Annotated in this window: 24 protein-coding genes; 12 read left to right on the plus strand and 12 right to left on the minus strand. The window is 69.9% G+C overall.

The window, feature by feature from the left end; all coding sequences use genetic code 11:
* Nucleotides 1-49 precede the first annotated feature (49 nt).
* The gene (locus ACZ6S0_RS09785; protein ID WP_465915161.1) at nt 50-1,051 is read right to left on the minus strand and encodes an ABC transporter ATP-binding protein; all 1,002 of its coding nucleotides are present in this window, start codon (nt 1,049-1,051) and stop codon (nt 50-52) included.
* Nucleotides 1,035-2,036, minus strand: coding sequence for an ABC transporter ATP-binding protein (locus tag ACZ6S0_RS09790; protein ID WP_465915162.1), 1,002 nt, complete (start codon nt 2,034-2,036; stop codon nt 1,035-1,037). The genes ACZ6S0_RS09785 and ACZ6S0_RS09790 overlap by 17 nt, the downstream gene beginning before the upstream one ends.
* Before the next feature lie 129 nt (nt 2,037-2,165).
* Here ACZ6S0_RS09790 and ACZ6S0_RS09795 point away from each other — a divergent pair, with 129 nt between their 5' ends.
* Genes ACZ6S0_RS09795 through ACZ6S0_RS09825 form a run of 7 tightly spaced genes read left to right on the plus strand, consistent with a single transcriptional unit; the run spans nt 2,166 to nt 9,870 of the window.
* Complete coding sequence (locus tag ACZ6S0_RS09795) at nt 2,166-3,374, plus strand: dipeptidase (RefSeq protein ID WP_465915165.1); 1,209 nt, start codon at nt 2,166-2,168, stop codon at nt 3,372-3,374.
* Nucleotides 3,374-4,951: an ABC transporter substrate-binding protein gene (locus ACZ6S0_RS09800; RefSeq protein WP_465915167.1), complete on the plus strand. Its 1,578-nt coding sequence runs from the start codon at nt 3,374-3,376 to the stop codon at nt 4,949-4,951. Before ACZ6S0_RS09795 ends, ACZ6S0_RS09800 begins: the two co-directional genes overlap by 1 nt.
* 5 nt (nt 4,952-4,956) lie before the next feature.
* On the plus strand, nt 4,957-5,910 hold the full coding sequence (locus ACZ6S0_RS09805) for an ABC transporter permease (RefSeq protein WP_465915169.1): 954 nt from the start codon (nt 4,957-4,959) through the stop codon (nt 5,908-5,910).
* Complete coding sequence (locus ACZ6S0_RS09810) at nt 5,907-6,773, plus strand: ABC transporter permease (protein ID WP_465915170.1); 867 nt, start codon at nt 5,907-5,909, stop codon at nt 6,771-6,773. The genes ACZ6S0_RS09805 and ACZ6S0_RS09810 overlap by 4 nt, the downstream gene beginning before the upstream one ends.
* Nucleotides 6,770-7,939, plus strand: coding sequence for a M24 family metallopeptidase (locus ACZ6S0_RS09815; RefSeq protein WP_465915172.1), 1,170 nt, complete (start codon nt 6,770-6,772; stop codon nt 7,937-7,939). Before ACZ6S0_RS09810 ends, ACZ6S0_RS09815 begins: the two co-directional genes overlap by 4 nt.
* 31 nt (nt 7,940-7,970) lie before the next feature.
* Nucleotides 7,971-8,846, plus strand: coding sequence for an alpha/beta fold hydrolase (locus tag ACZ6S0_RS09820; RefSeq protein ID WP_465915174.1), 876 nt, complete (start codon nt 7,971-7,973; stop codon nt 8,844-8,846).
* A 19-nt stretch (nt 8,847-8,865) separates the two neighbouring features.
* Nucleotides 8,866-9,870 carry an Lrp/AsnC family transcriptional regulator gene (locus tag ACZ6S0_RS09825; RefSeq protein ID WP_465915176.1) on the plus strand — a complete coding sequence of 335 codons (1,005 nt, stop codon included), beginning with the start codon at nt 8,866-8,868 and terminating at the stop codon, nt 9,868-9,870.
* Here the strand turns inward: ACZ6S0_RS09825 and ACZ6S0_RS09830 are convergent.
* The 3 genes from ACZ6S0_RS09830 to ACZ6S0_RS09840 form a co-directional block, all read right to left on the minus strand.
* Nucleotides 9,809-11,230 carry a phenylacetate--CoA ligase family protein gene (locus ACZ6S0_RS09830; protein ID WP_465915178.1) on the minus strand — a complete coding sequence of 474 codons (1,422 nt, stop codon included), beginning with the start codon at nt 11,228-11,230 and terminating at the stop codon, nt 9,809-9,811. The genes ACZ6S0_RS09825 and ACZ6S0_RS09830 overlap by 62 nt on opposite strands.
* Nucleotides 11,231-11,371: 141 nt before the next feature.
* The gene (locus tag ACZ6S0_RS09835) at nt 11,372-12,028 is read right to left on the minus strand and encodes a response regulator transcription factor (protein ID WP_344877793.1); all 657 of its coding nucleotides are present in this window, start codon (nt 12,026-12,028) and stop codon (nt 11,372-11,374) included.
* Complete coding sequence (locus tag ACZ6S0_RS09840; RefSeq protein ID WP_465915181.1) at nt 12,025-13,473, minus strand: sensor histidine kinase; 1,449 nt, start codon at nt 13,471-13,473, stop codon at nt 12,025-12,027. The genes ACZ6S0_RS09835 and ACZ6S0_RS09840 overlap by 4 nt, the downstream gene beginning before the upstream one ends.
* A 177-nt stretch (nt 13,474-13,650) precedes the next feature.
* On the opposite strand from ACZ6S0_RS09840, the gene lon reads away from it, so the two are divergent.
* The 5 genes from lon to ACZ6S0_RS09865 all read left to right on the plus strand — a co-directional run bounded on the left by lon (nt 13,651) and on the right by ACZ6S0_RS09865 (nt 20,412).
* A complete protein-coding gene (gene lon, locus ACZ6S0_RS09845; RefSeq protein WP_465915183.1) occupies nt 13,651-16,011 on the plus strand; it encodes an endopeptidase La in 2,361 nt (786 codons plus the stop codon).
* 307 nt (nt 16,012-16,318) lie between these two features.
* Nucleotides 16,319-17,272 (plus strand): methionine ABC transporter ATP-binding protein, encoded by a 954-nt coding sequence (locus ACZ6S0_RS09850; RefSeq protein ID WP_465915184.1) that lies wholly within the window; start codon nt 16,319-16,321, stop codon nt 17,270-17,272.
* A complete protein-coding gene (locus tag ACZ6S0_RS09855; protein ID WP_465915185.1) occupies nt 17,269-17,925 on the plus strand; it encodes a methionine ABC transporter permease in 657 nt (218 codons plus the stop codon). Before ACZ6S0_RS09850 ends, ACZ6S0_RS09855 begins: the two co-directional genes overlap by 4 nt.
* Nucleotides 17,926-17,933: 8 nt before the next feature.
* Nucleotides 17,934-18,785 carry a MetQ/NlpA family ABC transporter substrate-binding protein gene (locus tag ACZ6S0_RS09860; protein WP_465915187.1) on the plus strand — a complete coding sequence of 284 codons (852 nt, stop codon included), beginning with the start codon at nt 17,934-17,936 and terminating at the stop codon, nt 18,783-18,785.
* A gap of 70 nt (nt 18,786-18,855) precedes the next feature.
* Nucleotides 18,856-20,412, plus strand: a complete 1,557-nt coding sequence (locus ACZ6S0_RS09865; RefSeq protein WP_465915190.1) for an AMP-binding protein — start codon at nt 18,856-18,858, stop codon at nt 20,410-20,412.
* Between the two features lie 549 nt (nt 20,413-20,961).
* Here the strand turns inward: ACZ6S0_RS09865 and ACZ6S0_RS09870 are convergent.
* The 7 genes from ACZ6S0_RS09870 to ACZ6S0_RS09900 form a co-directional block, all read right to left on the minus strand.
* Nucleotides 20,962-21,342, minus strand: coding sequence for a serpin family protein (locus ACZ6S0_RS09870; protein ID WP_465915192.1), 381 nt, complete (start codon nt 21,340-21,342; stop codon nt 20,962-20,964).
* Nucleotides 21,339-22,163, minus strand: a complete 825-nt coding sequence (locus ACZ6S0_RS09875) for a hypothetical protein (RefSeq protein WP_465915194.1) — start codon at nt 22,161-22,163, stop codon at nt 21,339-21,341. Before ACZ6S0_RS09875 ends, ACZ6S0_RS09870 begins: the two co-directional genes overlap by 4 nt.
* Before the next feature lie 1,126 nt (nt 22,164-23,289).
* Nucleotides 23,290-23,478: a hypothetical protein gene (locus ACZ6S0_RS09880; RefSeq protein WP_465915196.1), complete on the minus strand. Its 189-nt coding sequence runs from the start codon at nt 23,476-23,478 to the stop codon at nt 23,290-23,292.
* 270 nt (nt 23,479-23,748) lie between these two features.
* Nucleotides 23,749-24,216 carry a hypothetical protein gene (locus ACZ6S0_RS09885; RefSeq protein ID WP_465915197.1) on the minus strand — a complete coding sequence of 156 codons (468 nt, stop codon included), beginning with the start codon at nt 24,214-24,216 and terminating at the stop codon, nt 23,749-23,751.
* An 83-nt stretch (nt 24,217-24,299) separates the two neighbouring features.
* Nucleotides 24,300-24,452 carry a hypothetical protein gene (locus tag ACZ6S0_RS09890; RefSeq protein WP_465915199.1) on the minus strand — a complete coding sequence of 51 codons (153 nt, stop codon included), beginning with the start codon at nt 24,450-24,452 and terminating at the stop codon, nt 24,300-24,302.
* 87 nt (nt 24,453-24,539) lie between these two features.
* Entirely contained in the window at nt 24,540-24,734 is a 195-nt protein-coding gene (locus ACZ6S0_RS09895) for a hypothetical protein (RefSeq protein ID WP_465915253.1), read from the minus strand.
* Complete coding sequence (locus ACZ6S0_RS09900; protein ID WP_465915201.1) at nt 24,698-25,033, minus strand: DUF932 domain-containing protein; 336 nt, start codon at nt 25,031-25,033, stop codon at nt 24,698-24,700. Before ACZ6S0_RS09900 ends, ACZ6S0_RS09895 begins: the two co-directional genes overlap by 37 nt.
* Between the last annotated feature and the right edge of the window lie 553 nt (nt 25,034-25,586).

Below are 25,586 nucleotides of genomic sequence, written 5' to 3' on the forward strand. Positions count from 1 at the left end.
CTCACTTACCCAGGAACGGCGACCTCAAAGAGCGTACCCGCACGCAGCGTCACGAGGCGCGTTCGGCGTAGTGGCAGGCGGCGTAGTGGGCGTCCACGGCCTCCAGGGACGGCTCCACCTCGGCGCACCTGTCCGTCGCCTTCCAGCAGCGGGTGTGGAAACGGCAGCCCGGCGGCGGTGACACCGGGCTGGGCGGGTCTCCGGCCAGCATGATGCGGGACCGTCCGCGCAGGGCCGGCTTGGGCACGGGGGCCGCCGACAGCAGGGCCATCGTGTACGGATGCGCCGGCGCCTGGTACACCTCCGCCGCCGGTCCCATCTCCGCCAGCCGGCCCAGGTACATCACCCCCACCCGGTGCGACACGTGCCGTACCACGGCCAGGTCGTGCGCGATGAACACCAGGGCCACCCCGAGCGTCCGCTGCAGCTCCGCGAACAGGTTGACCACCTGTGCCTGCACCGACATGTCCAGCGCCGACACCGGCTCGTCGCACACGATCACGTCGGGCTCGGTGGCCAGCGCCCGCGCGATGCCGACCCGTTGCCGCTGGCCGCCGGAGAACTCGTGCGGGAAGCGGTTCATCCGGTCGGGGGACAGGCCGACCAGCGACAGCAGCTCGCCGACCCGGTCCCGCATCGCGCGGGAGTCGCCGGCCAGGCGGTGCACGCGCAGCGGCTCGGCCACGATGTCGTGAATGGTCATGCGCGGGTTGAGCGACGTGAGCGGGTCCTGGAAGACCATCTGGACGCGCCGCCGGATGTCGCGCGGCACCCCGCCCCGGCTGAAGAACGGACGGCCGCGGAAGGTGACCTCGCCCTGGTCGGGACGTTCCAGGCCGACGAGCATCCGGGCCAGCGTGGACTTGCCGCAGCCGGACTCGCCGACGATGCCGAGGGTCTCGCCGGGGTACAGGTCGAGGTCCACGCCGGCCACCGCGCGGACGGCCCCGCCTCTGGAGAGCAGGCCGCCGCGGTAGGTCTTGTGCAGGTTCGAGGCTTTCAGCACCGGTTCTCTGGTGGTCCCAGAGGGGGTGTCAGGTGAGGGCGCCATCGAGCATCTCCTCCGAGTGGTGGCAGGCCGCGTACCGGTCCGAGCCGGTACGCAGGATCGTCAGCGGCGGCCGGGTGCGGCCGCAGATCTCGCTCGCCCGGTCGCACCGCGGCGCGAACGAGCAGCCCGGCGGCACGTCCGCCGGGCTCGGCGGCGCCCCGGGGATGGCGCGCAGCTCCGAGGCCGGGCTTTCCAGGTCGGGGATGGCGGCGAGCAGGGCCGCCGTGTACGGGTGCGCCGGCCGGTCGTACAGCTCCCCGACCTCGCCCCGCTCCACGATCCGCCCCGCGTACATGACCGCCACCTGGTCGCTGACCTCGGCCGCCACGCCCAGGTCGTGCGTGATCAGCAGCACGGCGGTGCCCAGCTCGCGCCGCAGCCGGTCGATCAGCTCCAGGATCTGCGCCTGGACGGTCACGTCGAGCGCGGTCGTCGGCTCGTCGGCGATGATCAGGTCCGGCTCCAGCGCCACCGCCATGGCCACGAGGATCCGCTGCCGCATCCCGCCCGAGAACTGGTGGGGGTAGTCGCCGATGCGCCTGGCGGCGGCGGGGATGCCCACCAGGTCGAGCATCTCGATGGAGCGCGCCCTGGCCTCCTTGCGCGACAGGCCGCGGTGCACCCGGTACAGCTCGCCCATCTGGTCGCCGATGCTGAGCACCGGGTTGAGCGCCGACAGCGCGTCCTGGAAGACGAGCGTCATCTCGCTGCCGCGCAGGGACCGCAGCTCGTCGGCGCCCATCGCGAGCAGGTCGCGCCCGCCCAGCCTGGCCGCCTCGAAGCGCACGTGTGCGCCCGGCTGGTCGAGCAGGCCCATGACGGCCTTGGCGGTGACGGACTTGCCCGAGCCGGACTCGCCGAGCAGCGCCAGCGTCTGGCCGCGCTCGATGGTCAGGTCCACTCCGCGCACCGCCGGGATCTCGCGCCCGTGGGCGGTGAACGTGACCCGCAGGTCGCGTATCTCCAGCACCGGTGGCTCGCTCACCGCACGCCCTCCTTGACTGTGACGAAACTTGGCGTTTACAAGGTCTCCGTTGCCGGAAAGCAACTCGAATATTGTCTTTAGCGCCCGATACTGGCAAACTTCCCGCAATCGGACAAGAGGGGTTACCAGATGCTGGAAGCAGCCAAGGGTTACAAGGGCTACCGTTCGTACGAATATCTGGAGGCGGGCGTCGACTACCGCCGCTTCGACCTGTCGCCGGAGCTGGGGCGGGTCCCGGCCTACCAGGGGCCCGCGCTCACCGCCGAGCAGACCGAACGGGTACGCCGCCTGCTCACCGACAGCCTGGTCGTCTCCCTGCACGACCACCCGTCGGTCTTCCCCGACGACATCCGCGAGACCGTGGACTACAACCGCACGGCCCGCCACCACACCGGCTACGAGGGCCTGGCCCGCTCCGGCATGACCGTCGTCTTCGACAACCTCATGGACGGCACCTGCTGCATCACCAGCCAGGCCGGCTGGAAGTGGAACGACGTCGTCGCCGACATCGGCATGCGCCTGTCGGACCTCGCCCATCAGGACTTCCTCATCAAGGTCGAGCGCCTGGCCGACGTACGCGAGGCGCATGCCAGCGGTCGCATCGGCCTCGTGCTCGCCCTCGAGGCGGCCACCATGATCGAGAACGAGGTCGACCGCGTCGACATGCTGTACGGCTTCGGCGTACGGCAGATGGGCATCGCCTACAGCGAGGCCAACACCCTGGGCGGCGGGCTGAAGGAGCGCGGCGACGGCGGGCTGACGCTGTTCGGCGAGAAGGCCGTGCGCCGCATGAACAAACTGGGCATCGCCATCGACGTCTCCCACTCCGGCGACCAGACCTCGCTCGACACGATCCGCCACTCCACCAAGCCGATCCTCATCACCCACGCCGGCGCCCGCACGGTCTGGCCCACCAACCGCATGAAGCCCGACTCCGTCATCAAGGCGGCGGCCGAGCGCGGCGGCGTGATCGGCCTGGAGGCGGCCCCGCACACGACCCTGTCGCCCGACCACCCCCGGCACAGCCTGGAGTCGGTCATGGACCACTTCACGTATTGTGTGGAACTGGTCGGCATCGACCACGTGGCGTTCGGTCCCGACACCCTGTTCGGCGACCACGTCGGGCTGCACGACACCTTCGCCGAGCACCTGTCGCTCAACGAGGCGCACGCCGGCGTCGCCTACGAGAAGGTGCCGTACGTGGACGGCCTGGAGAACCCGGCCGAATGCTTCTGGAACATCATCGCCTGGCTCGTCACCCACGGTTACTCCGATGACGAGATCACCAAGGTCGTCGGCGGCAACGTCATGCGCGTGCTGGAAGAGGTCTGGATCTGATGAGACGTGCAACCCTGCTCGCGGCCCTGCTGGCCGCCGCTCTTACCGCGTGCTCGCCCAGCGTGCCGGGCCAGTCCGGCACCCAGGCGAGCGGTTCGCAGGCGCCCGCCTCGGCCGACCGGCTGACCATCGGCACCACCGCGGACGTGGTCAACTTCAACCCGTTGGTCGGCAACAGCCGTACGGACTCGTGGGTGACCAATCTCATGTACCCGCACCTGACCCAGATGGACTCCGCGGGCAAGCGCGTCCCGTACCTGGCCACCGAGTGGTCGTACTCGGAGGACGGCAAGACCGCCACGGTCAAGCTGCGCGACGACATGAAGTGGTCCGACGGCAAGCCCGTGAGCGCCGACGACGTGGTGTTCTCCGTGACGGCGGTGCAGAAGGAGAAGTTCGGCGTGGTGGCCGGGCTCATCACCGCGCTGGACAAGGCCGAGGCCGTCTCGCCGACCGAGGTGCGCTTCAACCTGACCCGCCCCGACGGCACCTTCCTCGACAACGTGGGCTTCTGGCTGCCCGTCGTGCCCAAGCACGTGTTCGAGAAGGCGCCGAGCGTGCAGAAGTTCGCCAACGACGCGAACTGGGTCAGCGCGGGGCCGTTCAAGCTCACCAAGGTCGAGCGCGGCCAGCGCTACATCATGGAGCGGGTCGACGACTTCGGCCCCGGGGCGCCCACGGTCAAGGAGATCGTGTTCCGCGTCTTCCCCGACGTGAACACCGAGGTCCTGGCGCTGCGCAACGGCGAGATCGACCTGATCGGCAACGTGCTGCCGCCCGCCACCGCGACCGAGCTGAAGAGCGACCCGAACGTCAAGCTGGAGCAGATCCCGTCGCTGGGCTGGGCGCACCTGCAGTACAACACCAAGCGCAAGCCGCTGGACGACGTCCGCGTCCGCCAGGCGCTGGCCCACGCCGTCGACTACGAGGCCATCAGGAACATCGCGCTCAAGGGCTTCGCCAAGTCGTCCAACTCCAGCGTCCTGACCCCGTCGCTGCCCGACTACGCCGACCCCGCCTCGAAGGAGTACGTCTTCGACCCCGAGCTGTCGAAGAAGCTGCTGGCCGAGGCCGGGCAGTCGAACCTCAGCCTGAGCATGATCTACGACCAGGCCGACCCGAACATCGCCCGCTGGGCCCCCATGGTCCGCGACTCGGCGAAGAAGGCCGGGATCACGATCAAGCTCCAGGGACTGGAGCGCAACACGTACCTGGACAAGACGTTGAAGCGCGACTTCGACATCTACGCCGGGTCGTGGGCGGTCATGGACAACCCGCCCGCCAACCTGGGGCTGGCCTTCAAGACCGGCGGGTTCATCAACTACGCCCAGGTCAGCGACCCCAAGCTGGACGACCTCATCGACCAGGCGCAGCGCGCGCTCACCCAGGAGGAGGCCAAGGCGCCGATCCAGGAGGCCGCCCGGATCATCCGTGACCAGGTCTACGACAACGTCCTGTACGTGGAGACGTTCAACATCGCGCACTCCACGAAGTGGACCGGGTTCCGGCCGATGCCCAGCGAGCTGCTGTCGATCCTGAACCCGCTCTCCCTCGCCTCGGCCAAGCCGGCGGGCTGATCGCCATGCGCTTCGTCGGCCTCCGGCTGGCCCGCGGCCTGCTCACCCTGTGGTTCGCGGTCACGGTGACGTTCTTCCTGGTCCGCCTGCTGCCGGGCGACCCGGTGCTGGCCGTGGCCGATCCGAACATGACCGAGGAACTGCGTCAGAAGCTGCTGGCCGACTTCGGCCTGGACCAGCCGCTCGGCGTCCAGTACCTGGACTACCTCGGCCAGTTGCTGCAGGGCAACCTCGGCATGTCGTTCCGGCAGTCGATCCCCGTGACGACCGTCCTCATGGAGCGGCTGCCGTGGACGCTGATCCTGACCGGCTCGGCCATGGTGGTGACGATCGTGCTGGGCATCCCGCTCGGCGTGCTCGCCGCCACCAGGGCCAAGGGCTGGCTCGACCGCGTCATCCAGCTCACCGGCGTCACCGCGCAGTCGTTGTTCGTGCCGAGCGTGGGCATCTTCCTGATGTACGTGCTGGGCGTGTGGCTGGGCTGGTTCCCCATCGGCGGCGCGGTCGACCTCGACGCCACCGGCCCCGCCGCCACCCTCAGCATGCTGCACCACCTGGTGCTGCCGTGCCTGTCGCTGGTGTTCATCCAGCTCGGCGGCTACGTGCTGACCATGCGGACCACGCTCATCGAGGCACTCGGCGAGGACTACGTGTCGCTGGCCAAGGCCAAGGGCGTGCGTCCCGGGGCCGTGGTGTGGAAGCACGCCCTGCGCAACGCGCTGCTGCCGACCACCACCATCGCCGGGCTCCAGCTCGGCACCCTGGTCGGCGGCGCGGTGCTGACCGAGACCATCTACGCCTACCCGGGGATCGGCCGCGCCATCTACGAGGCGGTCGGCCAGCTCGACTTCCCTGTGCTGCAGGGCGCGTTCGTGCTGCTCGCCGCCGCCGTCGTGGTGGCCAACCTGATCACCGACGTGGCCTACGGAATCCTCGACCCCAGGGTGCGCACCTCATGACGGCATCCGTGACGGCCGCGGCCGTCGAACTCACCCCACGCCAGCGGACCTGGGCGTCCTTCCGGCGCAACCCGCTCGGCGTGGGCAGCGCGATCGTGCTGACCCTGATGGCGCTGGTCGCGCTGCTCGCCCCGCTCATCGCGCCGTTCCCCGAGGGGTACGGCACCGACACCTCCCAGCCGCCCTCGGCCGCCCACTGGTTCGGCACCGACGACATCGGCCAGGACGTCTTCGCCCAGGTCGTCTGGGGCACCCGGGTCAGCATGGCGGTCGGCGTCAGCGCGTCCGTGCTGGCCATCGTCATCGGCCTGCTCATCGGCGTCAGCGCCGCCTACTTCCGCCGCCTGGACACGCCGCTCGGCGTGCTGGTGGACCTGTCGCTGTCGTTGCCCGTGCTGCCGCTGATGATCCTGGTGGCGGCGCTGGCCGGGCCCAGCGTGCGCACGCTGGCCGTGGTGATCGCGCTGTTCAGTTGGCCGGAGGTGGCCCGCGTGGTGCGCTCGCAGGCGCTGGCGATCGTGCCCATGCCGTTCGTGGCCGCCGCCAAGGTCGTCGGCGGCTCGTCGCTGTGGATCGTCCGCAAGCACCTGCTGCCCGGCGTGGTGCCCGTGGTCGGCGTGTCGGTGGTGCTGACCACGTCCCGCGCGGTGCTGGCCGAGGCCGGGCTGTCGTTCCTCGGCCTGGGCGATCCCAATAGCTGGTCGTGGGGCACGATCCTGCACAAGGCGCAGCAGTCGGGCGCGCTGGCCTCCGCCTGGTGGACCACGCTGTTCCCGTCGCTGGCGATCCTGCTGCTGGTGCTGTCCACGACCCTCCTGTCCGTGGCCTACAACGACGCTCGCAACCACAGGAGCGATTCATGACCTTCTCCCAGAGGCTGCCCGGCTCCTTCTACGCGGGAGCCCTCGACCGGGTCAGAGCCCGGATGTCCGAGGACGGGCTGTCGGCGCTGCTGCTCGACGACCCGCTCGACGTCGCCTACCTCACCGGCTTCCACCACTTCCCGAACGAACGGCCGGTCGCCTGCTGGCTGCCGCTCGACGGCGACCCCGTGCTGCTCGTGCCCGAGCTGGAACGCGAGTACGCCCACGACCAGCTCGCCAGGGCCGAGATCGTGGCCTACCCGGAGTTCCCCGGCCTGCGGTCGCCGTTCGCGGTGCTGGCCGGGCACGTACGCGTCCCCGACCAGGCCGCGTACGCGTCCTCGACCGCCGTGGGCCGGGCGAGGGCGCTGGCCGAGGCGTTCCCCGCGACGCGCTGGAGCGTCTCCGACGCGGTCGGCCGGGTGCGCCTGCGCAAGCTGCCCGAGGAGATCGCGCTGCACGAGGAGGCCGCCCGCATCGCCGACCAGATGATCGAGGCCGGGGTCGAACTGGTCAGGTCGGCCGTCGAGTCCGGCGGCGCGCTGCCCTCGGAGACCGAGCTGGCGGGCCACGTCATCGCGCACGGCTCCCGCCTCATGTACGCCCGCCACGAGGACGTCGTCGTGGTGCCCATGCTCACCGGCGGCCTCGTCTACGGCGGCCCCAACTCGGCCCAGCCGCACCGCCTGCCCGGCGGCGACCGGCTGCGGGCGGGGGAGACGTTCATGCTGTCGCTCGGCTGCGCGGTCGGCGGCCGGTTCGTGGAGAGCGAGCGCACGTTCGTCATCGGCGAGCCCACCAGCCGCCAGGCCCGCTACTACGAGGTCGTCCGCGAGGCGCAGGAGGTCGGCACCGAGGCGCTCGTCCCCGGCGTCACCTGCGAGGAGGCCAACCGCCGCTGCCTGGCGGTCATCAAGGAGGCCGGGTACGGCGAGCACCTGCGCCACCGGCAGGGCCACGGCATCGGCCTCGGCTTCCACGAGCCGCCCTGGCTGTCGGACGGCGACGCCACCGAACTGGCCCCCGGCATGATCCTGTCCAGCGAGCCCGGCGTGTACGTGCCCGGCCACGCCGGATACCGCATCTCGGACACGGTGCTGGTCACCGAGTCGGGGCCGCGGCGGCTGACGGCGTACCCGCGCGAGCTGACCGACGTCATCATCTGAACCCCCTGCACTTCCCGAAGGAGACAAGCGCTTGTACGTCGACATCAACGGCAACCGGCTCAACGTCGAGGTCCTCGGCGAGGGCGAGAACGTGATCATCGCCCACCACGGCGCGCCTGGACTCGGGTCGCTCGCCGAGCCCAGGGCCTCCTTCGGCCGGCTCGCCGACGCCTACCGGGTGGTCGTCTTCGACGCCAGGGGCTCGGGGAGCAGCGGGCTGACCGGCCCGTTCTCGCACGAGCAGTGGGTGGCCGACGTCGAGGCCCTGCGCCGCTGGATCGGCGTCGAGCGGGTGGTCATCGCCGGCGGCTCGTACGGCGGCTTCATCGCCATGGAGTACGCCGCCCGCCACCCCGACCGGGTCAGCGCCGTCGTGCTGCGCGACACCTCGGCCGACAACGCCAACCAGGAGCTGGCCACGCGCAACGCCGCCGCCTCATCCCGGGTGGCGATCGACCGGGACAAGCTCGACCGGATCATGTCCGGCACCGTCCGCGACGACGACGACCTGCGCGACTGCTGGCGCGAGATCCTGCCGCTCTACGACCACGACTTCGACCCCGTCAGGGACCGGGCCAAGGTCGAGCAGCGGGTGGCCGCCACCCCGTACCACTACGAGACGCACAACTACGCCTTCGCCGTCAACCAGCCCGCCTACGACATCAAGCACCTCCTGCCCGGCATCACCGCGCCGGCCCTGGTGACCGTCGGACGGCACGACTGGATCACGCCGCCCGAGTGCAGCGAGACCATCGCGCGCCTCATCCCCCGCGCCGAGCTGCGGATCTTCGAGAAGTCGGGGCACTCGCCGCAGGTCGAGGAGGCCGACCTGTGGGAGGCCACCGTCCGCACGTTCCTCGACGGTGTGCTCGGCGGCGCGCTCGGCGAGGTGCGAGCACGGGGCTGAACGCGCGATGATGCCCCCGATGGAAGATCTCGATGACCTCGACCGCAAGATCCTCGCCGCGCTGCACGTGAACGGCCGGGCGAGCTGGACCGACCTGGCCCAGCTCCTCGGCATCTCCACCACCACGGTGGCGCGGCGGGCCCAGCACCTGTTCGGCGCGGGGCTGGCCAGGGTGGCGGTGCTGCCGCACCCCGAGCACGAAGGGCCCGTCGACCTGTTCGTCGTCCGGCTGACCTGCGCGCCGGGCAGCCAGCTCCGGGTGGCCGGGGTGCTCGCCCGGCACCCTGGCACCCGCTACGTCGCCATCCTCACCGGCGGCTACGACGTGGTGTTCGAGCTGGTCGTCCCCAAGAACGGCGACCTCTACTCGATGCTGGTCGACTTCGTGCACTCCGTCCCAGGGGCCCAGCAGAGCAACGCCGACCTGGTGCTGCACACGTACAAGGTGAGCTACGACTGGAGCGTGCCCGTCCTGGGGGAGCACGCGGCGGCGTTCGCCGGGCGGCGGCCCGTCCACGTCTGCGAGCGCGGCCACCTCGACGACGTCGACCGCGAGGTGCTGGCCGCGATGCGCGAGGACGGCCGGGCCAGCTTCCAGTCCGTCGGCCGCCGCCTCGGCATCAGCGAGAGCACGGCCCGGCGGCGGCTGGAGGCCATGCTGGAGCGCGGCTGCGCCTCGGTCACCACGTTCATCCCGGCCGCCGCGCTCGGCTACGAGGCCGAGATCCTGTTCTGGCTGTCGGTCGAGCCCAGCATGCAGGACAGCGTGGCCGAGCAACTGTCGCACGAGCGCGGCGTGCGGATGATCGCCTCCATGCTGGGGCAGGCGTCGCTGTTCTGCGAGGTGATCGTGCCGACCACCGCCGACCTGCACCACTTCACCTCGCGCACCCTGGCCGCCGTGCCCGGGATCCGCTCGTGGACGGCCGGCGTCCAGGTCCTGACGGTCAAGCGCGGCTTCCTCATGGTGCCGTGGGCCGAGGACCGGATCGCGGCGGCCCTGGCGGACGCGCCGCAGTCGTAGCGCGCGTGTAGCGGTGCTTGGCGCCCGGCGGGAAATACTCCGGGTCGCCCGCCTCGCGCAGCCGGACGAACGGCATCCGCTGCCCCGGCGGCACGTACGCGGCGAACTCGCTGTTCAGGCGGAGCAACTGGCCGAGGATCGACTCGCCCGCCGCCTGGGCGACCTCCTCCGAGGGCTTCTCGCCGGGCATCAGCTCCACCGTCACCACCAGGTGCCGGTCGTGCCGCTCGTCCTCGGCCACCTCCAGCACGAACTTGCCGGTCACCGACCCGCTCACCTCCGGCTGCTCCAGGCCGACCGCGATGTTCTCGGGGTAGACGTTCGCGCCGTAGTAGGACACGGTGAAGTGGCTGCGGCCGAAGACGTACACGAAAGGGCGCTCGGGGCCGTCCGCCTCGGGCCGGTGACCGCGGTCCCTGACGAACCCCAGCAGGTCCCGGTACGGGAGCACACCGCCCTCGTCCGCGATGTGGTAGCGGATCAGCGGCACGCCGTTGTCGCCCGAGAACAGCAGCGTGCCCTGGTGCTCCTCGAAGAAGCGGACCCGCGGGTCGTACTGGACGAGGGTCGGCAGGCGCGACTCGCCAAACAGCTCCCTGGCCGTGCCCGGCCGGGCGGCCAGGAAGCGGCGGATGCCCACCGACAGCGCCGTCTCGTTGGCCAGGACGCCCGCGTCGGCGGTGCCGTACAGGGAGGCGATGCCGCGTACGGGGTCGGCGATCCCGGCCCGTTCGGCGACCAGCGCCCGCCACTCCTCGCTGAACACCTCGCCCGCCGTGACCAGCTTGACGTTCCAGTCGGCCCAGGGGAGGTCCTCGGTGTCGATGACGTTCTTCAGGAACGGCGGGTAGCCCAGCAGCACGACCTGGTCGAAGTGCGGGGCCAGCTCGGGGATCACCCGTCGGATCTCCCGCCGGTCGGTGCCGGGGGCGACCACGGTGATCGGGTAGCCGCGTTCGGCCAGGTGGCGGCAGCAGCCGACGGTGAACAGGCCGCCCACCCAGGTGCCGAGGGCGAAGCAGACCACGGCCAGCGTCCGCCGCTCGCGGGCGCCGAAGGAGTCGCCGAAGACCTCCTCGAAGCGGTCGGCGATCACCCGCTCGTCCGCGACCGAGCGCGGCCAGAACGACGGCGTCCCCGTGGACCCGGAGGAGACGGCGATCATGTCGCCGATCACTCCGTTCCTGCACAGGTCGGGGAGGGGGTGGCGGAGGGTGTAATTGTCCTTGGTGGTCATGGGCAGCCGGGCGAAGTCCTCCGGCGTCACGACCTTCGCGGGGTCCACCTGGTGCTCGTCGAGGAACCTGCGGTAGGCGGGGACGGTGGCAGCCACCTCGTGGAAGAGCTCAACCGGGTCCATCCGCCGACTGTACGGCGCGGGCGCGGGCCGGGGAACGACCCCGGCCCATTCCCCGGTCGATTCCCCCGGCCATTCCCCGGCCTCTTGCCCGGCAGTCTGCATGGTCCTTCGCCTGGCCCTTCGCCTGGCGCTTCGCCCGGCCTATTCGCCGGGGCGGACCAGGCCGCTCTCGTAGGCGTACACGATGGCCTGGGCACGGTCGCGCAGCCCGAGCTTCATCAGCACCCTCCCCACGTGCGTCTTGACCGTCTGCTCGGCCACGAACAGCTTCTCGGCGATCTCCTGGTTGGACAGCGCCTGCGCGACCAGCATGAGCACCTCGCTCTCCCGGTCGGTCAGCTCGTCGAGCCGTCGGCCCGCCACCGGCCGGGACGTGCCCAGCCGGGCGAACTCGGTGATCAGCCGCTTGGTGATCGCCGGGGCGATGAGCGCCTCCCCGGCCGCGACCACGCGTACGGCCTCGGCGAGCTGCGCGGCCGAGGCGTCCTTGAGCAGGAACCCGCTCGCGCCCGCCCGCAACGCCTCGTAGACGTAGTCGTCGAGGTCGAACGTCGTCAGGATGAGCACCTTCGCGCTCTCCTGGCGGGCGAGCAGCTCCCTGGTCGCCTCGAGGCCGTTCATGACGGGCATGCGCACGTCCATCAGCACCACGTCGGGGCGCAGCTCGGCGGCCCGCTCGACGGCCTCGCGCCCGTCGGCCGCCTCGCCCACCACCTCGATGTCGGGCTGCCCGCTCAGGAACACCGTGAACCCGGTGCGCACCATGCCCTGGTCGTCGGCGATCAGAACCCGGATCAACCGCCCTCCCTCTCCGCGATCGGCAGGCTCACGCGTACCTCGAAGCCTCCGCCGGGAACGGGCCCGGCGTCGAGCGTGCCGCGGAGCAGCGCCGCCCGCTCCCGCATCCCCACCAGCCCCTGCCCGCCCTCGCGCGCCGCCGCCTGCGCGGCCCTCCCGCGCGGGGCCGCCGGCTCGGTGCCCGGTCCGTTGGCGATGCGCAGGCGCAGCTCGACGTCGGTGCGGGTGACGTCGACCGCGACGGTGGCGCCGGGCGCGTGCCGCATCACGTTGGACAGCGACTCCTGGACGATCCGGTAGGCCGACAGCTCCACCGCCGACGGCAGCCCGCCCGGTGCGCCGCCCTGCTCGACACGCACGGCCAGCCCGGCGGCCCGCGCGTTGGCGACCAGCTCGTCGATCCGGTCGAGCCCCGGCTGCGGCGCGGTGTCGGTGCGGCCCGCCGGATCGCGCAGCACGCCCAGCACCTGGCGCAGCTCGGCGATCGCCTCCAGCGACAGGCCCCGGATCTCGGCCAGCCCCGCTTCGAGCTGGGCCACGTCGCCCGCCGCCTTGAGCGGCACCGCCTCCGCCTGGATCGCGATCACCGACATGTGGTGCGCGACCACGTCGTGCAGCTCGCGCGCGATGCGGGCGCGCTCGGCCAGCACCGCCTGCGCGTTCTCGGCCTCCCGCGTGCGCCGCTCCTCCGCCACCAGTTTCTCGGTGGCGCTGCGCCGGACGCGTACGTTGTAGCCGAACAGCGCCGCGACCGACACGATGACGGCGATGAGCGGCATCGAGTTGGGGTGGATGATCCAGGCGGCGAGCACGGTGAGCACCCAGACGGCCACCGTCACGCGCCGTTCGCAGCGTACGGCGACCGAGTAGAGGACCATCAGGTAGGTGACGATCGCCGGCAGGAGATAGGGCGGATCGCCCTGGACCAGCCTGACGTTGACCCAGACGACGAGGGGCAGCGCCACGAACGCGACCCGCCAGGCGGCCAGCGGCCAGCGGTGCCGCAGGGCCAGGGGCAGGCAGGCGCCGATCGCGGTCAGGTAGACCACGGACTCGGCGATCGGGCCCGGCCGGGTGCCGCCGAGCGCGAGCGCGCGGGCGGCGTCGAGGTTCCAGTCGAGCACCATCGACAGGGTGAGCCCGTAGAGGAAGACCGCCAGGGCGAGATCGGCGAGCTGCACCAGGTCGTAGGTCTGGAACGGCAGCAGGCGGCGAATGCCGCGCGGCACCCGGTGCCTCAGGCGGGGCACGGGCCGGTGGGGATCGGCCTCGCCCCGGAACAACGCCAGCTCGACCGGCCGCAGCCCCACCAGGGCGGCCTCCCGCACCCGCTCCCAGCGGCGTGACGCCGGGGCCTCACGCCCGGCGTCACGGCCTCCGCCCCCGGCCGGGTGGGGCCGGGCGACCGAGCGGCCGAGCCCACGGGCCCATCGGACGAGGATCACCTGGCCGAGCTTACGTCGGCGCCCGGCGCCCGTCGTCACACCGGGGTCTGATCCCGGCCCTCACCCTCAGGTAGCACTTACACGATTACGATCGCCGTGAGCGAACATCGGCAATGAAGGGAACAACGGGCGGCTCCAATGAATTGAGTCGGTATAACTCAACCCTTTGGAGTTCGCATGAGTGAGAGCTTGATCCTCCCGGTCCTGCCGCTCGACGACGAGGTCGTCCTGCCGGGCATGGTGGTTCCGCTGGACCTGTCCGACTCCGAGGTGCGCGCTGCCATCGAGGCGGCCCGTGCATCCGGTGGCAACAAGCCACGGGTCCTGCTCGTTCCCCGCGTCGACGGCCGCTACGGCGCGATCGGCGTGCAGGCCGTCATCGAGCAGGTCGGGCGGCTGCCGGGTGGCGAGCCCGCCGCCGTCGTGCGCGGCGTCAACCGCGTCCGCGTGGGCACCGGCACGACCGGCCCCGGCGCCGCACTGTGGGTCGAGGCCGACACCATCGACACCGCCGCCGTGGGCGAGCGCGCCCACGAGCTGGCCAAGGAGTACAAGGCCCTGGCCACCACCATCCTGCAGAAGCGCGGCGCCTGGCAGGTGGTCGACCAGGTCAACCAGATCGACGACCCCTCACTGCTGGCCGACAGCTCCGGCTACACCCCGTGGCTGACCACGGCCCAGAAGGTCGAGCTGCTGGAGGCGGCCGACCCGGCCGACCGGCTGGCCAGGCTGATCGAGTGGTCCCGCGAGCACCTCGCCGAGCTCGACGTCGCCGAGACGATCCGCAAGGACGTCCAGGAGGGCATGGAGAAGCAGCAGCGCGAGTTCCTGCTCCGCCAGCAGCTCGCCGCCGTCCGCAAGGAGCTGAAGGAGCTGAACGGCGACTCCGCCGAGAGCGAGGAGGAAGACTACCGCGCCCGCGTAGAGGCCGCCGACCTGCCGGAGAAGGTGCGCGAGGCCGCGCTCAAGGAGGTCGACAAGCTGGAGCGGACCTCCGACCAGTCGCCCGAGACCGGCTGGATCCGCACCTGGCTCGACACCGTCCTCGACCTGCCGTGGAACGAGCGCACCGAGGACAACTACGACATCACCGGCGCCAGGGCCGTGCTCGACGCCGACCACACGGGTCTCGACGACGTGAAGGACCGCATCATCGAGCACCTGGCCGTGCGCAAGCGCCGCCAGGACAAGGGCCTCGGCGTGGTGGGCGGCCGGCGCAGCGGCGCCGTGCTGGCCCTGGCCGGCCCTCCCGGGGTCGGCAAGACCTCCCTGGGCGAGTCGGTGGCCCGCGCGATGGGCCGCAAGTTCGTCCGCGTGGCGCTCGGCGGCGTCCGCGACGAGGCGGAGATCCGCGGCCACCGGCGCACCTATGTCGGCGCCCTGCCCGGCCGCATCGTGCGCGCCGTCCGCGAGGCCGGCTCGATGAACCCGGTCGTCCTGCTCGACGAGGTCGACAAGGTCGGCTCCGACTACCGCGGCGACCCCACGGCCGCCCTGCTGGAGGTGCTCGACCCGGCACAGAACCACACGTTCCGCGACCACTACCTCGAGGTCGAGCTCGACCTGTCCGACGTGCTGTTCCTGGCCACGGCCAACGTCCTGGAGGCGATCCCCGGGCCGCTGCTCGACCGGATGGAGATCGTCACCCTCGACGGCTACACCGAGGACGAGAAGGTCGCCATCGCCCGCGACCACCTGCTGCCCCGGCAGCTCGAGCTGGCCGGGCTGACGGCCGAGGAGGTCACGGTCGAGGACACCGCGCTGCGCAGGCTGGCCGCTGAATACACCCGCGAGGCCGGGGTCCGCTCCCTGGAGCGCTCGATCGCCAGGATCCTGCGCAAGGTGGCGGCCAAGGACGAGCTGCCCGTGACCGTCGGCGACGACGACCTGGTCGGCTACATCGGGCGGCCCAGGTTCGTGCCGGAGTCGTCGCTGCCCGAGGCCACCCAGCGCACGTCGGTGCCGGGCGTGGCCACCGGCCTGGCCGTCACCGGGGCCGGGGGCGACGTGCTCTACGTGGAGGCGTCGCTGGCCGACCCGGAGACGGGCGAGACGGGGCTCACGCTCACCGGCCAGCTCGGCGACGTGATGAAGGAGTCGGCCCGGATCGCGCTGTCCTACCTGCGCTCGCACGGCGCGGAGCTGGAGCTGCCGGTCACCGCGCTGAAGGACCGTTCTGTGCACGTGCACTTCCCGGCGGGCGCGGTGCCGAAGGACGGGCCGTCGGCCGGGGTGACGCTCACGACGGCGCTGGCCTCGCTGCTGTCCGGGCGGCAGGTCCGCGGCGACGTGGCCATGACCGGCGAGATCTCGCTGACCGGGCGGGTGCTGCCGATCGGCGGCGTCAAGCAGAAGCTGCTGGCCGCGCACCGGGCGGGCATCACGACCGTCCTCATCCCGGCCCGCAACGAGCCCGACCTCGACGACGTGCCCGAGGAGGTGCGCGGCGAGCTGACCATCCACACCGTCAGCGACGTGCGCGAGGTCCTCGACATCGCGCTCACCCCGGCCCAGGTCGCCTCCTCCGTGGCGGCCTGACCTGCCCGTCTCCGAGACGAGTCTCCCGGACGACCGCCCCGCCGTACTCGCCCTTCCCAGGGGTGCGGCGGGGCGGTTTCGTGCGTGCCGCCGGACCGGTGACCCGGATCACAAAAAGATCGGGAATAGGGGGATCTTGCCGGATCGTTGGCAACGGCGTGAACGAGGCACCCACACCGGGCTATGTGCTGCGCAGGCTGAGCCACCTGCCGTTCCACCCTGGCACGCGCTGACCGGAGCGCCCTGTCTTCCGGTGATGTACGTTCGCGCGGCCCGTGGTGGCCGCCCTCAGTCGTGGGGATTATCCGTGATCCAGGCTTCTGGCCTGCGCAAGCAGTACGGCACGACCGTCGCCCTGGACGGCGTCGACCTGCACGTGCGCGAAGGCGAGATCTACGGCGTGCTCGGTCAGAGCGGCGCCGGCAAGAGCACGCTCCTGCGCTGCGTCAACCTGCTCGAACGCCCCGACGCGGGCACCGTCACCGTCGCGGGCCAGGACCTGACCGCGCTCGGCAGCCGCGAGCTGAACCGCGCCAGGCAGCGCATCGGCATGATCCACCAGCACTTCGCCCTGCTCTCCTCGCGCACGGTGGCCGGGAACGTGGCCTTCCCGCTGGAGGTCATGGGCGTGCCCAGGGCCGAGCGCGAGCGCCGCGTCGGCGAGCTGCTGGAGCTGGTCGGCCTGGACGGGCGCGGCAAGGACCACCCGCACCAGCTCTCCGGCGGCCAGAAGCAGCGTGTCGGCATCGCCAGGGCGCTGGCCGGCGAGCCCGCCGTGCTGCTGTCCGACGAGGCCACCTCCGCCCTCGACCCGGCCACCACGCAGTCGATCCTGGCCCTGCTCAAGCGGCTCAACACCGAGCTGGGGCTGACGATCCTGCTCATCACCCACGAGATGAACGTGGTCAAGAGCGTCTGCGACTCGGTCGCCATCATGGCGCGGGGCCGCGTCGAGGAGTCGGGCGCCATCGCCGACCTCATCAGGACGCCCGGATCCCGCCTGACCAGGGAGATCTTCCCGCTGCCCGAGCCCGCGCCCGCCGGGTCGGTGACGCTGACGTTCACCGGCGACCCCCGGCAGCCCGTGGTGTCGGAGGTGGCGCGGAAGTTCGCCGTGGACGTCGGCATCCTGGGCGGCTCCATCGAGGACCTGGCCGGCGGCCCGGTCGGCCGCCTGCGCGTCACGCTGGACGGCGCCGAGCGCGCCGCCGCGCTGGCGTACCTGCGTGATTCCGGGCTGATCGTCGAGGAGGCCGCGTGACCTGGGAAGAGATGCTGCCGCTGCTGGGCCCGGCCACGCTGGAGACGGCGCAGATGGTCGGCTGGTCCGCGGTGTTCACGCTGCTGCTCGGCCTGCCGCTGGGGGTGGCGCTGGTGGTGTTCGACCGGGGCGGGCTGCGGCCGGCGCCGGCGCTGAAGTCGGCGCTCGGGTTCGTGGTCAACGTCGGGCGGTCGCTGCCGTTCATCGTGCTGATGATCGCGATCATCCCGTTCACCCGGCTCGTGGTCGGCACCACCATCGGGACCGCGGCGTTCGTGGTGCCGCTGACCGTGGGCGCGGTGCCGTTCTTCGCCCGGCTGGTCGAGACCGCGCTGCGCGAGGTCGGCACCGACGTCGTGCAGGCCGCCCAGGCCATGGGCGCGAGCCGGACCACCATCGTGCGCAAGGTCCTGCTGCCCGAGGCGCTGCCCGGCCTGGTCGCGGGCCTGACCGTGACCGTCGTCGCGCTCATCGGCTACTCCGCGATGGCCGGCACGCTCGGCGGGGGAGGGCTGGGCGACCTGGCCGTCCGGTACGGCTACCAGCGGTTCGAGACCCTCCTCATGATCGTCACCGTCGTGCTGCTGCTCGTGATCGTGCAACTGCTCCAGAGCCTGGGCGACTGGGTCGCCCGGCGCCTATCACATAAGTAAGGAAGATCATGCGTATTCACCGCCTTGCGGGTGCCGTCGCGCTGGCCCTGTCGCTCGCCGCGTGCGGCACGTCGCAGTCCGCGACCGGGACCGCCGCCGAGACCGCGGCCGGGACCACGGCCGCCGAGTCGGCCGACACCGTGCTCAAGATCGGCGTCAGCCCCGTGCCGCACGGGGAGATCCTCGACTTCGTCAAGCAGAACCTGGCCCCGACCGCCGGGCTCAAGCTGGAGGTCGTGGAGTTCACCGACTACGTGCAGCCGAACGTGCAACTCGACGAGGGTCGGCTGACGGCCAACTTCTTCCAGCACAAGCCGTACCTCGACGACTTCAACGCGAGCAAGGGCACCAAGCTGAGCTTCGTCACGCCGGTGCACCTGGAGCCGCTCGGCCTCTACTCCAAGAAGATCACCAGCTTGCCTGCGCTGGCCTCCGGGGCCACCGTGGCCCTGCCGAACGACGCCACGAACCTCGGCCGCGCGCTCAAGCTGCTGGCCGACAACGGCGTGATCAAGCTCAAGGACGGCGCCGGCACCGCGGCCACCGAGCGCGACGTGGTCGAGAACTCCAAGAACCTGCAGTTCAAGCCGCTTGAGGCGGCGCAGCTCCCGCGCTCTCTGGAGGACGTGGACGCCGCCGTGATCAACGGCAACTACGCGCTCGAAGCCGGGCTCAAGCCCGCCACGCAGGCGCTCGTGCTGGAGAAGACCGAGGGCAACCCGTACGTGAACGGCCTGGTCGTGCAGTCGGGCCACGAGCAGGACGCCGGCATCGTGACCCTCGGCAAGCTCCTGCAGGACCAGAAGGTCAAGGACTTCATCAAGCAGAAGTACGAGGGCTCGGTCATCCCCGCGGAGTGACCGGCTCGCCCTTCCCCTGCCAGGACCGGGGTTCTGGCGTGGCGGCCGACCAGCCGAATACTGTTCTGTCATGTATCCGGGAGCCATCGCAGCAGTCACCCCCGACAAGCCCGCTGTGATCATGGCGGGCTCCGGGCAGGTCGTCACCTACCGCGAACTGGACGAGGAGTCGAACCGGCTGGCCCACCTCTTCCGCGAGGCGGGGCTGCGGCCGGGCGACCACGTCGCCTTCCTGCTCGCCAACCACCCCCTGTTCCTGGCCGTCGCCTGGGCCGCGCACCGCTCGGGCCTGTACTACACCCCGATCAGCTCGCGGCTGCAGGCCGACGAACTCGCCTACGTCGTCGGCAACTGCGGCGCCCGGGTCTTCATCTCCAGCGCCGCCCTGGTCGGCCTCGCCACCTCCGTCACCGCCGCCACGCCAGGTGTGGAGCTGCGGCTCATGCTCGACGGCGTGGCCGACGGCTTCGAGCCGTACGCGGAGGCGGTCGCGAAGCAGCCCGTGACCCCGATCGTGGACGAGTGCGCGGGCGCCGACATGCTCTACTCCTCGGGCACCACCGGTCGCCCCAAGGGCGTCAAACCGTCCTCCGCCCACGGCCCGCTCGACGAGCCCGGCGCGCTGTTCAGGCTCGTCCAGGGCCTGTTCGCGCCCTCGGGCGACAGCGTCTACCTCTCGCCCGCGCCGCTCTACCACGCCGCGCCGCTGCGCTACTGCCTGACCTTCCAGCGGCTCGGGGCCACGGTGGTGGTGATGGAGCGCTTCGACCCGGAGCGCTACCTCGCGCTGGTCGAGCGGTACCGGGTGACGCACACGCAGCTCGTACCGACGATGTTCATCAAGATGCTCAAGCTGCCGCCGCAGGCCCGGCAGCGCCACGACCTGTCCTCACTCCGGTACGCCATCCACGCCGCCGCGCCCTGCCCCGTCCCCGTCAAGGAACAGATGATCGACTGGTGGGGCCCCATCGTCCACGAGTACTACGCGGGCACCGAGGGCAACGGCTTCCTCTACGCCGGCCCCGAGGACTGGCTGGCGCACAAGGGCACGGTCGGCCGCTCGCTGCTCGGCACCGTGCACGTCTGCGACGACGACGGCGAGGACCTGCCGCCCGGCGAGCACGGCACCATCTACTTCGAGAACGGCGCCCGCTTCGAGTACCACGGCGACCCCGCCAAGACCCGCGCGGCCCAGGACCCGCGCGGCCGGGGCTGGACCACGCTGGGCGACATCGGCTACCTGGACGAGGAGGGTTTCCTGTACCTCACCGACCGGCGCTCGTACATGATCATCTCCGGCGGGGTCAACATCTACCCGCAGGAGGCCGAGAACGTGCTGTCGGTGCATCCGAAGGTGGACGACGTGGCGGTGTTCGGGGTGCCGGACGAGGAGATGGGCGAGCAGGTCAAGGCCGTGGTCGAGCTGGCGTCCATGGACGAGGCGGGGCCGGAGCTGGAGGTGGAGCTGATCGCGTACTGCCGGGAACGCCTGGCCCACTACAAGTGCCCTCGAACGGTGGACTTCCGCCCCGAACTGCCCCGCCAGCCGACAGGCAAGCTCTACAAGCGCCTGCTCAGAGACGAGTACTGGCCCGCGGAGAAGCAAAATCCAGGAAATCGCTTTTGAGCTGGAGCAAGTCGGGCGGGAACTCGTGGTCAGCCCTGGTGGAGCCGCCCCGTTCACGTGGTTCGGAGGGATCTTGAACCGTACACGTGCGCGATCTGCGAGAGGGCTCGCCGAGACGTGGACACATGTTCAGCCCTCCGCTCGGGAGCGGGCGTGGCGGCGGCTGTACGCAGAGCTGCGATCAGCTCGCGGGTCCGGCCGGGCAGCGCGTCCAGGATGTCAGCCAGGTCGCCGGCGCCTTCCGAGGAGAGGTCCCGTGTGCGCGGGCACGGGTGAGCCGGACGACGTGCGGGTGCCTCTCCACCCTGTACCGCAGCCTGGCCAAGGAGCGGGTGGCCGCTCGCGACCACGTTGCGCTGTCCGCCATGGTCCAGGGCGGCGACTGGGCTGGACATCCTGCCGATTGTCAGAAGGGTGGCCTCGCAAATCGATGCCGCGGAGTAGGTCCGTCAGCGGAACGGCGCAGGTTCTTACGCGCCGCCATCAGCGCTGACGACCCACATGAACGAACGGTCGAGCTTGCATGTTTCGCGCGCGAATGCACAGTGCTTAGTTGCTGGGTTCCGCAGGCCGGGTTTCGGGTTCGGCGACCCAGCCGGCGGTCAAAATGAGGTGGCTTCGGCGGTCAACAGCGAGGAATCCGAAGGGATGGCTGAAGTCGAGGTCGATGTGTTTGACGCGGTAGGGAGGTGGTGGGCCTATTCCGCCTGCCACAGCGCCGAAGGCGGTGATAGCGGCGGCCTCGAAGCCGGTGGCTTGGAAGGTGGCGACGACGTTCTGCTGAGCCTGGGTGACGGCGAGGGGCTGGGGGCTGATGCCGGGGAAGTGCCCGCGGCTCGGGTCGGTCACCGTTGCCAGGCCGAAGACCTCGGGCAGGTCCAGCAGGTCGTGCGTGGAGGCGATGGTGAAGCGCGGGACCCTGACGTTCAATACGTCGTCAGGGGCAGGCTGCGGACATGACGGACTGTTACCCCGGGCCCGGGGCTGCCCGAAGGCAGGAGGCCGGTTGGGATGGCGGGGTGATGTCCGGCCAGTACGTCGATAGCGGCGGTGAGGACGTCGCCGGGTTTGATCGAGTTGCCTCCGAGAACAAGATGGACATCGAGTCCGCCTGTACCCATGACGCGAAGCAAGGTCAGCGGGCCGGCAGGGGTATCAGCAACCCTGGCACGGTCGAGGATGCCAGTGCGACGGTGTAGGACATGAATCTCACGTCCGGCCCACGGGCCGGCCTCGAACAGGTCGATGTCATCGGAGAACGGGCGAAGCCATTTGGTGCGAACGGTCAGCGCCATGGCCAGGACAAGGAGCACTCGGTCGGTCAGATGAAGGGGCATGGCGGGAACGAGCCCGCCAGTTTGTTCATTGGCCCAGGCGTCGAGTCGGAGTTGGTCGGCGGTGGGGTCCGAGGTCAGTTCGCCTTGCATGCCTGGGGGAAGCGTGGTGAGCCAGGCCCGATGCAGGGGCAGGTTCGGCCTGGACCACAAGCCCAGCGCCGAGCGGATCGCCGTGGATCTGTCCATGATCGACAGCACGGCTCGGGCCGCCTGGGATGAGGTGGCGGCGTCCATCCCGACGGCCTCCTGCAGTTCCCTGCGTCCCCGTCCCTCGGCGGCCGATGCCAGGTGGGCCAGCAGCGGCCAGGCGCCTGCCCCGGTCATCACGACCGACTCACCCGAACAGGTGTGCACCCATCGGGCGGTCAGCGTGTTCACCGCGGTCACCGAGTCGTGCTGGTGCTGCGAGTTCATGCAGGTGACCGTATAAGAGTCAAAAGTCTTGGGCGAGGAGATTTCTGGCCTTGAGGTACGCCAGGGGTGCCCGCTCGCTGCGGGCGGCCCGCTGCCGCTGAACCAATGGAATCATCTGGCCGTCACCTATAACGGCACAATAATCACCCTGTACCTGAGCCGCAGAAAATAACGCATGGGGCGGACCCGGTCTTATTATGTATACGGTCGAAGGTTGGACGGGAACGCCTTCTTCATCCGCCTCTACAGCAAGGAAGGCGTCCGGCAGAATCATTGATCCGGAGCAACGGAACAAGCTTCCATTCGTATTGGATGCAGGGTGTGGTCTCGTTCCGAAGACCGCGCCCTGCATTATCAATGAAACGTGCGGAGCGTGAATGTCGCAACTTGTCGATCGTCTCCACGAGACCATCACGGTGGAGCGGAGTCAATTCATGCTGAGAGATCAGGACGGTACCTTGGACGACCCGCCGGGCTGGCCTGGTGTGGAGGAGGTTTCGGCGCGTCTCAGCCAAGCCTCCTGGTTCGAGGCGACCTTGAATTGGGCGGTATTTCTGAGCAGTGACGGATGGCATGAGACCCAGGTTGTCCTGGAACTGTGGGATGGTTCCCCTCCCGATGCCACCGGTTCCTGGGAAAGGAGTAAGGTGGCCCCTTTTTATTCCAGTTCCGGTCTCGTCTACTTGAGCAGGCTATACGGTAGCGGGCCCCCGCCTGCGCCCTTGGATCTGCGTAGAGATGCCGACGAATGGAATATCAGGGCAAGTCGTCGTCCGGGCGAGGGCTGGATCTGGCCAAAAGAAGACTCTCCTCCGCAAGGCGTTGAGGAGTGGTGTATTCAGTTCTGGCCCCTACGAGGCCGGGTCGCTGATCTTACGGATGCTCCTCGTAGAACAGCGGACTCCCCAAGCGTCGAGAGGTACCTCAAGACTCTATCCAGGATTGGAGCCTGACGCTGTAGGTTTCGCGGCTCCAGTATCGACCTACACGACTCTTTTGAGTGCGCCACACCTCCGGTTATGCAAGGCCGCCTCATCGTTGAGGCTCCTATCGAGGTGGTTAAGGGCGGTGTCGGGCGAGCACTCCCGCTGACCAGCACGAACACCATCGCCTAGTGTCATGCGCCTCATGGCGCACCGGCTTTGGTGTAAAGCTCGGTGACGTGGCGTTCAGTGACGTCATGATCGGTGCGATCGGCCACGATTTCGGCGTGCCGTTGTCGGCGGAACGCGAGGGCCAGGGTGATGGCGGCACCTACCCCTGCCGCAGCGGCGGTCACGGTCCGGATGATCTCATTGCGTGCGCTGGCAGCCACACCCCGGGTCCTGGATCGGGGGCAAGCCGGGACCCACGGCGACGTCCGCCGATGGCCCGGGGCCGGGCGCGTACGGCCGGCTACGGTCGGTGATGGGTTCGAGGTGCACTGGGGCCTGACCGGAGCAGAAGCGGTGTCGAACTCCACGCGCCGACCGGCAACAGGCATCTAAGCGTTTACTGGCGCTACTGACTCGCACGGCGACACGATCGTGTCACCCAGGGCAGTTACCAGGACGAACATGCCCTCACTGCGTGATCTTTCCTGTCATTACTGAGGACGGGCTACGCCCAACTCGTATTCGTTCCAACCTGCAGACGGCAACATCCGCACTCCCTGGCTCGCCAGGCGGAGTGCCCCCTCGGTGTAGCAGTGGTTCTTGTATTCATGCCGGGCCTGGGAGATCGGATTGACGACCCATGCCCCCTTGCGCATGGAGGCGGCGGCCTGACGGCGAATTTTTCGCCACAGAGCGAGCTCGGCATCCTTTTCGGTCATCGCTCCGAGAAAGGACTCGCGCAGCGCATCCGCTGAGCGTTCTCCGATTTCAATCGTCAACACGTCAGGATTGCGGCGGTAGAACTCCTCCGATGATGAGGCCTCCAGAACGGAGGTGGCCGGAGCGAGATAGAGCCGATTGACTTCGGCGACCGCTGGCGACTCCGGGCGCAGGTCCTCGGCTGCTATCGGCCTCACCCGGTCCGTGCCGGCCCTTTCACCAGCGACTTGCAGATGCATACTTTGAGCCCACGACCTGGCGAGCTCGACTATCTCGCCAGGCTCCGCGTGGAACTGCAGTGATACTTTGGCCACCTGATGCCCTAATTGTAAGGTACAAAATGCATCTCTAGTCCGATTCCCTCGAGATCGCGCTCGCCTTGGAGTGCGGCTACGGCGGGGTATTCGCGGGCGATGATGCTCTTTTCGAGCCGCCCGACGACGTCGAAGAGCAACGCGGCTGTCTCGTCGTTCATGTCGCCCTCCGAACCCTGCGCTCCCCCAGAGCCTTTCACGAAGGGGTGAGGTGCGGCAGCGTGAATGGCACCGCACCTCAATCAGGGTCAGGTGGCCTTGCTCAGGAGCGGTCGGTGCAGGACTGCCTCGAGAGTCCGCGGGGTGCCGAGGTCGAGGTCGTCGACGCCACCGGTGGCCATGCGGTGCATGTTGTGCTCCGCTCTGGCCGCGCCGCGGACGGTCTGCTCATGGTGGGTGAAGGTGTTCACCGCCTGGACGACGCCGAAGCCGTGCCCTGCCAAGGGCGGACGCGCTGGTCATGGTTCCACAGGCGCGCAAGGGCGTGACGCTTGCTCTCGGCAAGGGTGCGCTTGCGACCGTGCTCTGCGGGGACGGGGGTGTGCTTGTCGAGGAAAGTGCTCCAGTCCTTCCGGGACACCTTGATCTGGCACAGTCGTCGGACCTCGGCGGCGAAGCCGCGGCGTTGGTCACGTCTCCCGCAGGCCAATGGGTTCCCGCGCCGACCACGCCCAGCGCCGCCTGAGCGGCGGTGCGGATGGGATGCTCGAACGCGTCGCTCCAGAATGCTCCTGTGGTCCACCTTTCATGCCGTCCTTTAGGACGCGGGGGTGGTGCAGGTGGGGGTAGGGGTAGCGGCGGGCCACGTGCAGGTTCGCGCGGGCCGGCTGTCGATGACGAGGTTGAAGGGCTGGTCGAGACCCGCGGCTGGGAGCGCTGGCGTCGCCCTTCGGCCCTCTGGTGACTGCGGGATGGGAATGCGGAAGGACGGCCCGCATCTGGCGGGATCGGCCCGGGGACTGAGGACCGTGCTCGGGAGCGTGGCTCGCAGTTATGAATCAGTTAGCGGCACCATCTGGTGTCGCCTTCTCCGGCTACGGCAGAATCCGCCGCTGTGACCGATGAGAAGATCTATGAGCAGCAGTTGAACGCCGTGATCCGCGAGGCCAGTGGAGGAACCTGCTCGAGCTTCTGGTCGTCATCGTACGGCAGGCCGTCAGCGCGGCGATCGTGTGCGCCGCGATCGGCTTCCTGTTCGACCTAGTGGCCCGTCACGCAACCTTGGCCGGGTAACTGGTCCAGCTTCGGATGGGTGAAGTGGCGGCGAAGCTGGTCTTCGGTTGGGCACGGGCGTT

It is taken from the genome of Nonomuraea sp. NPDC051298, from assembly GCF_055586305.1.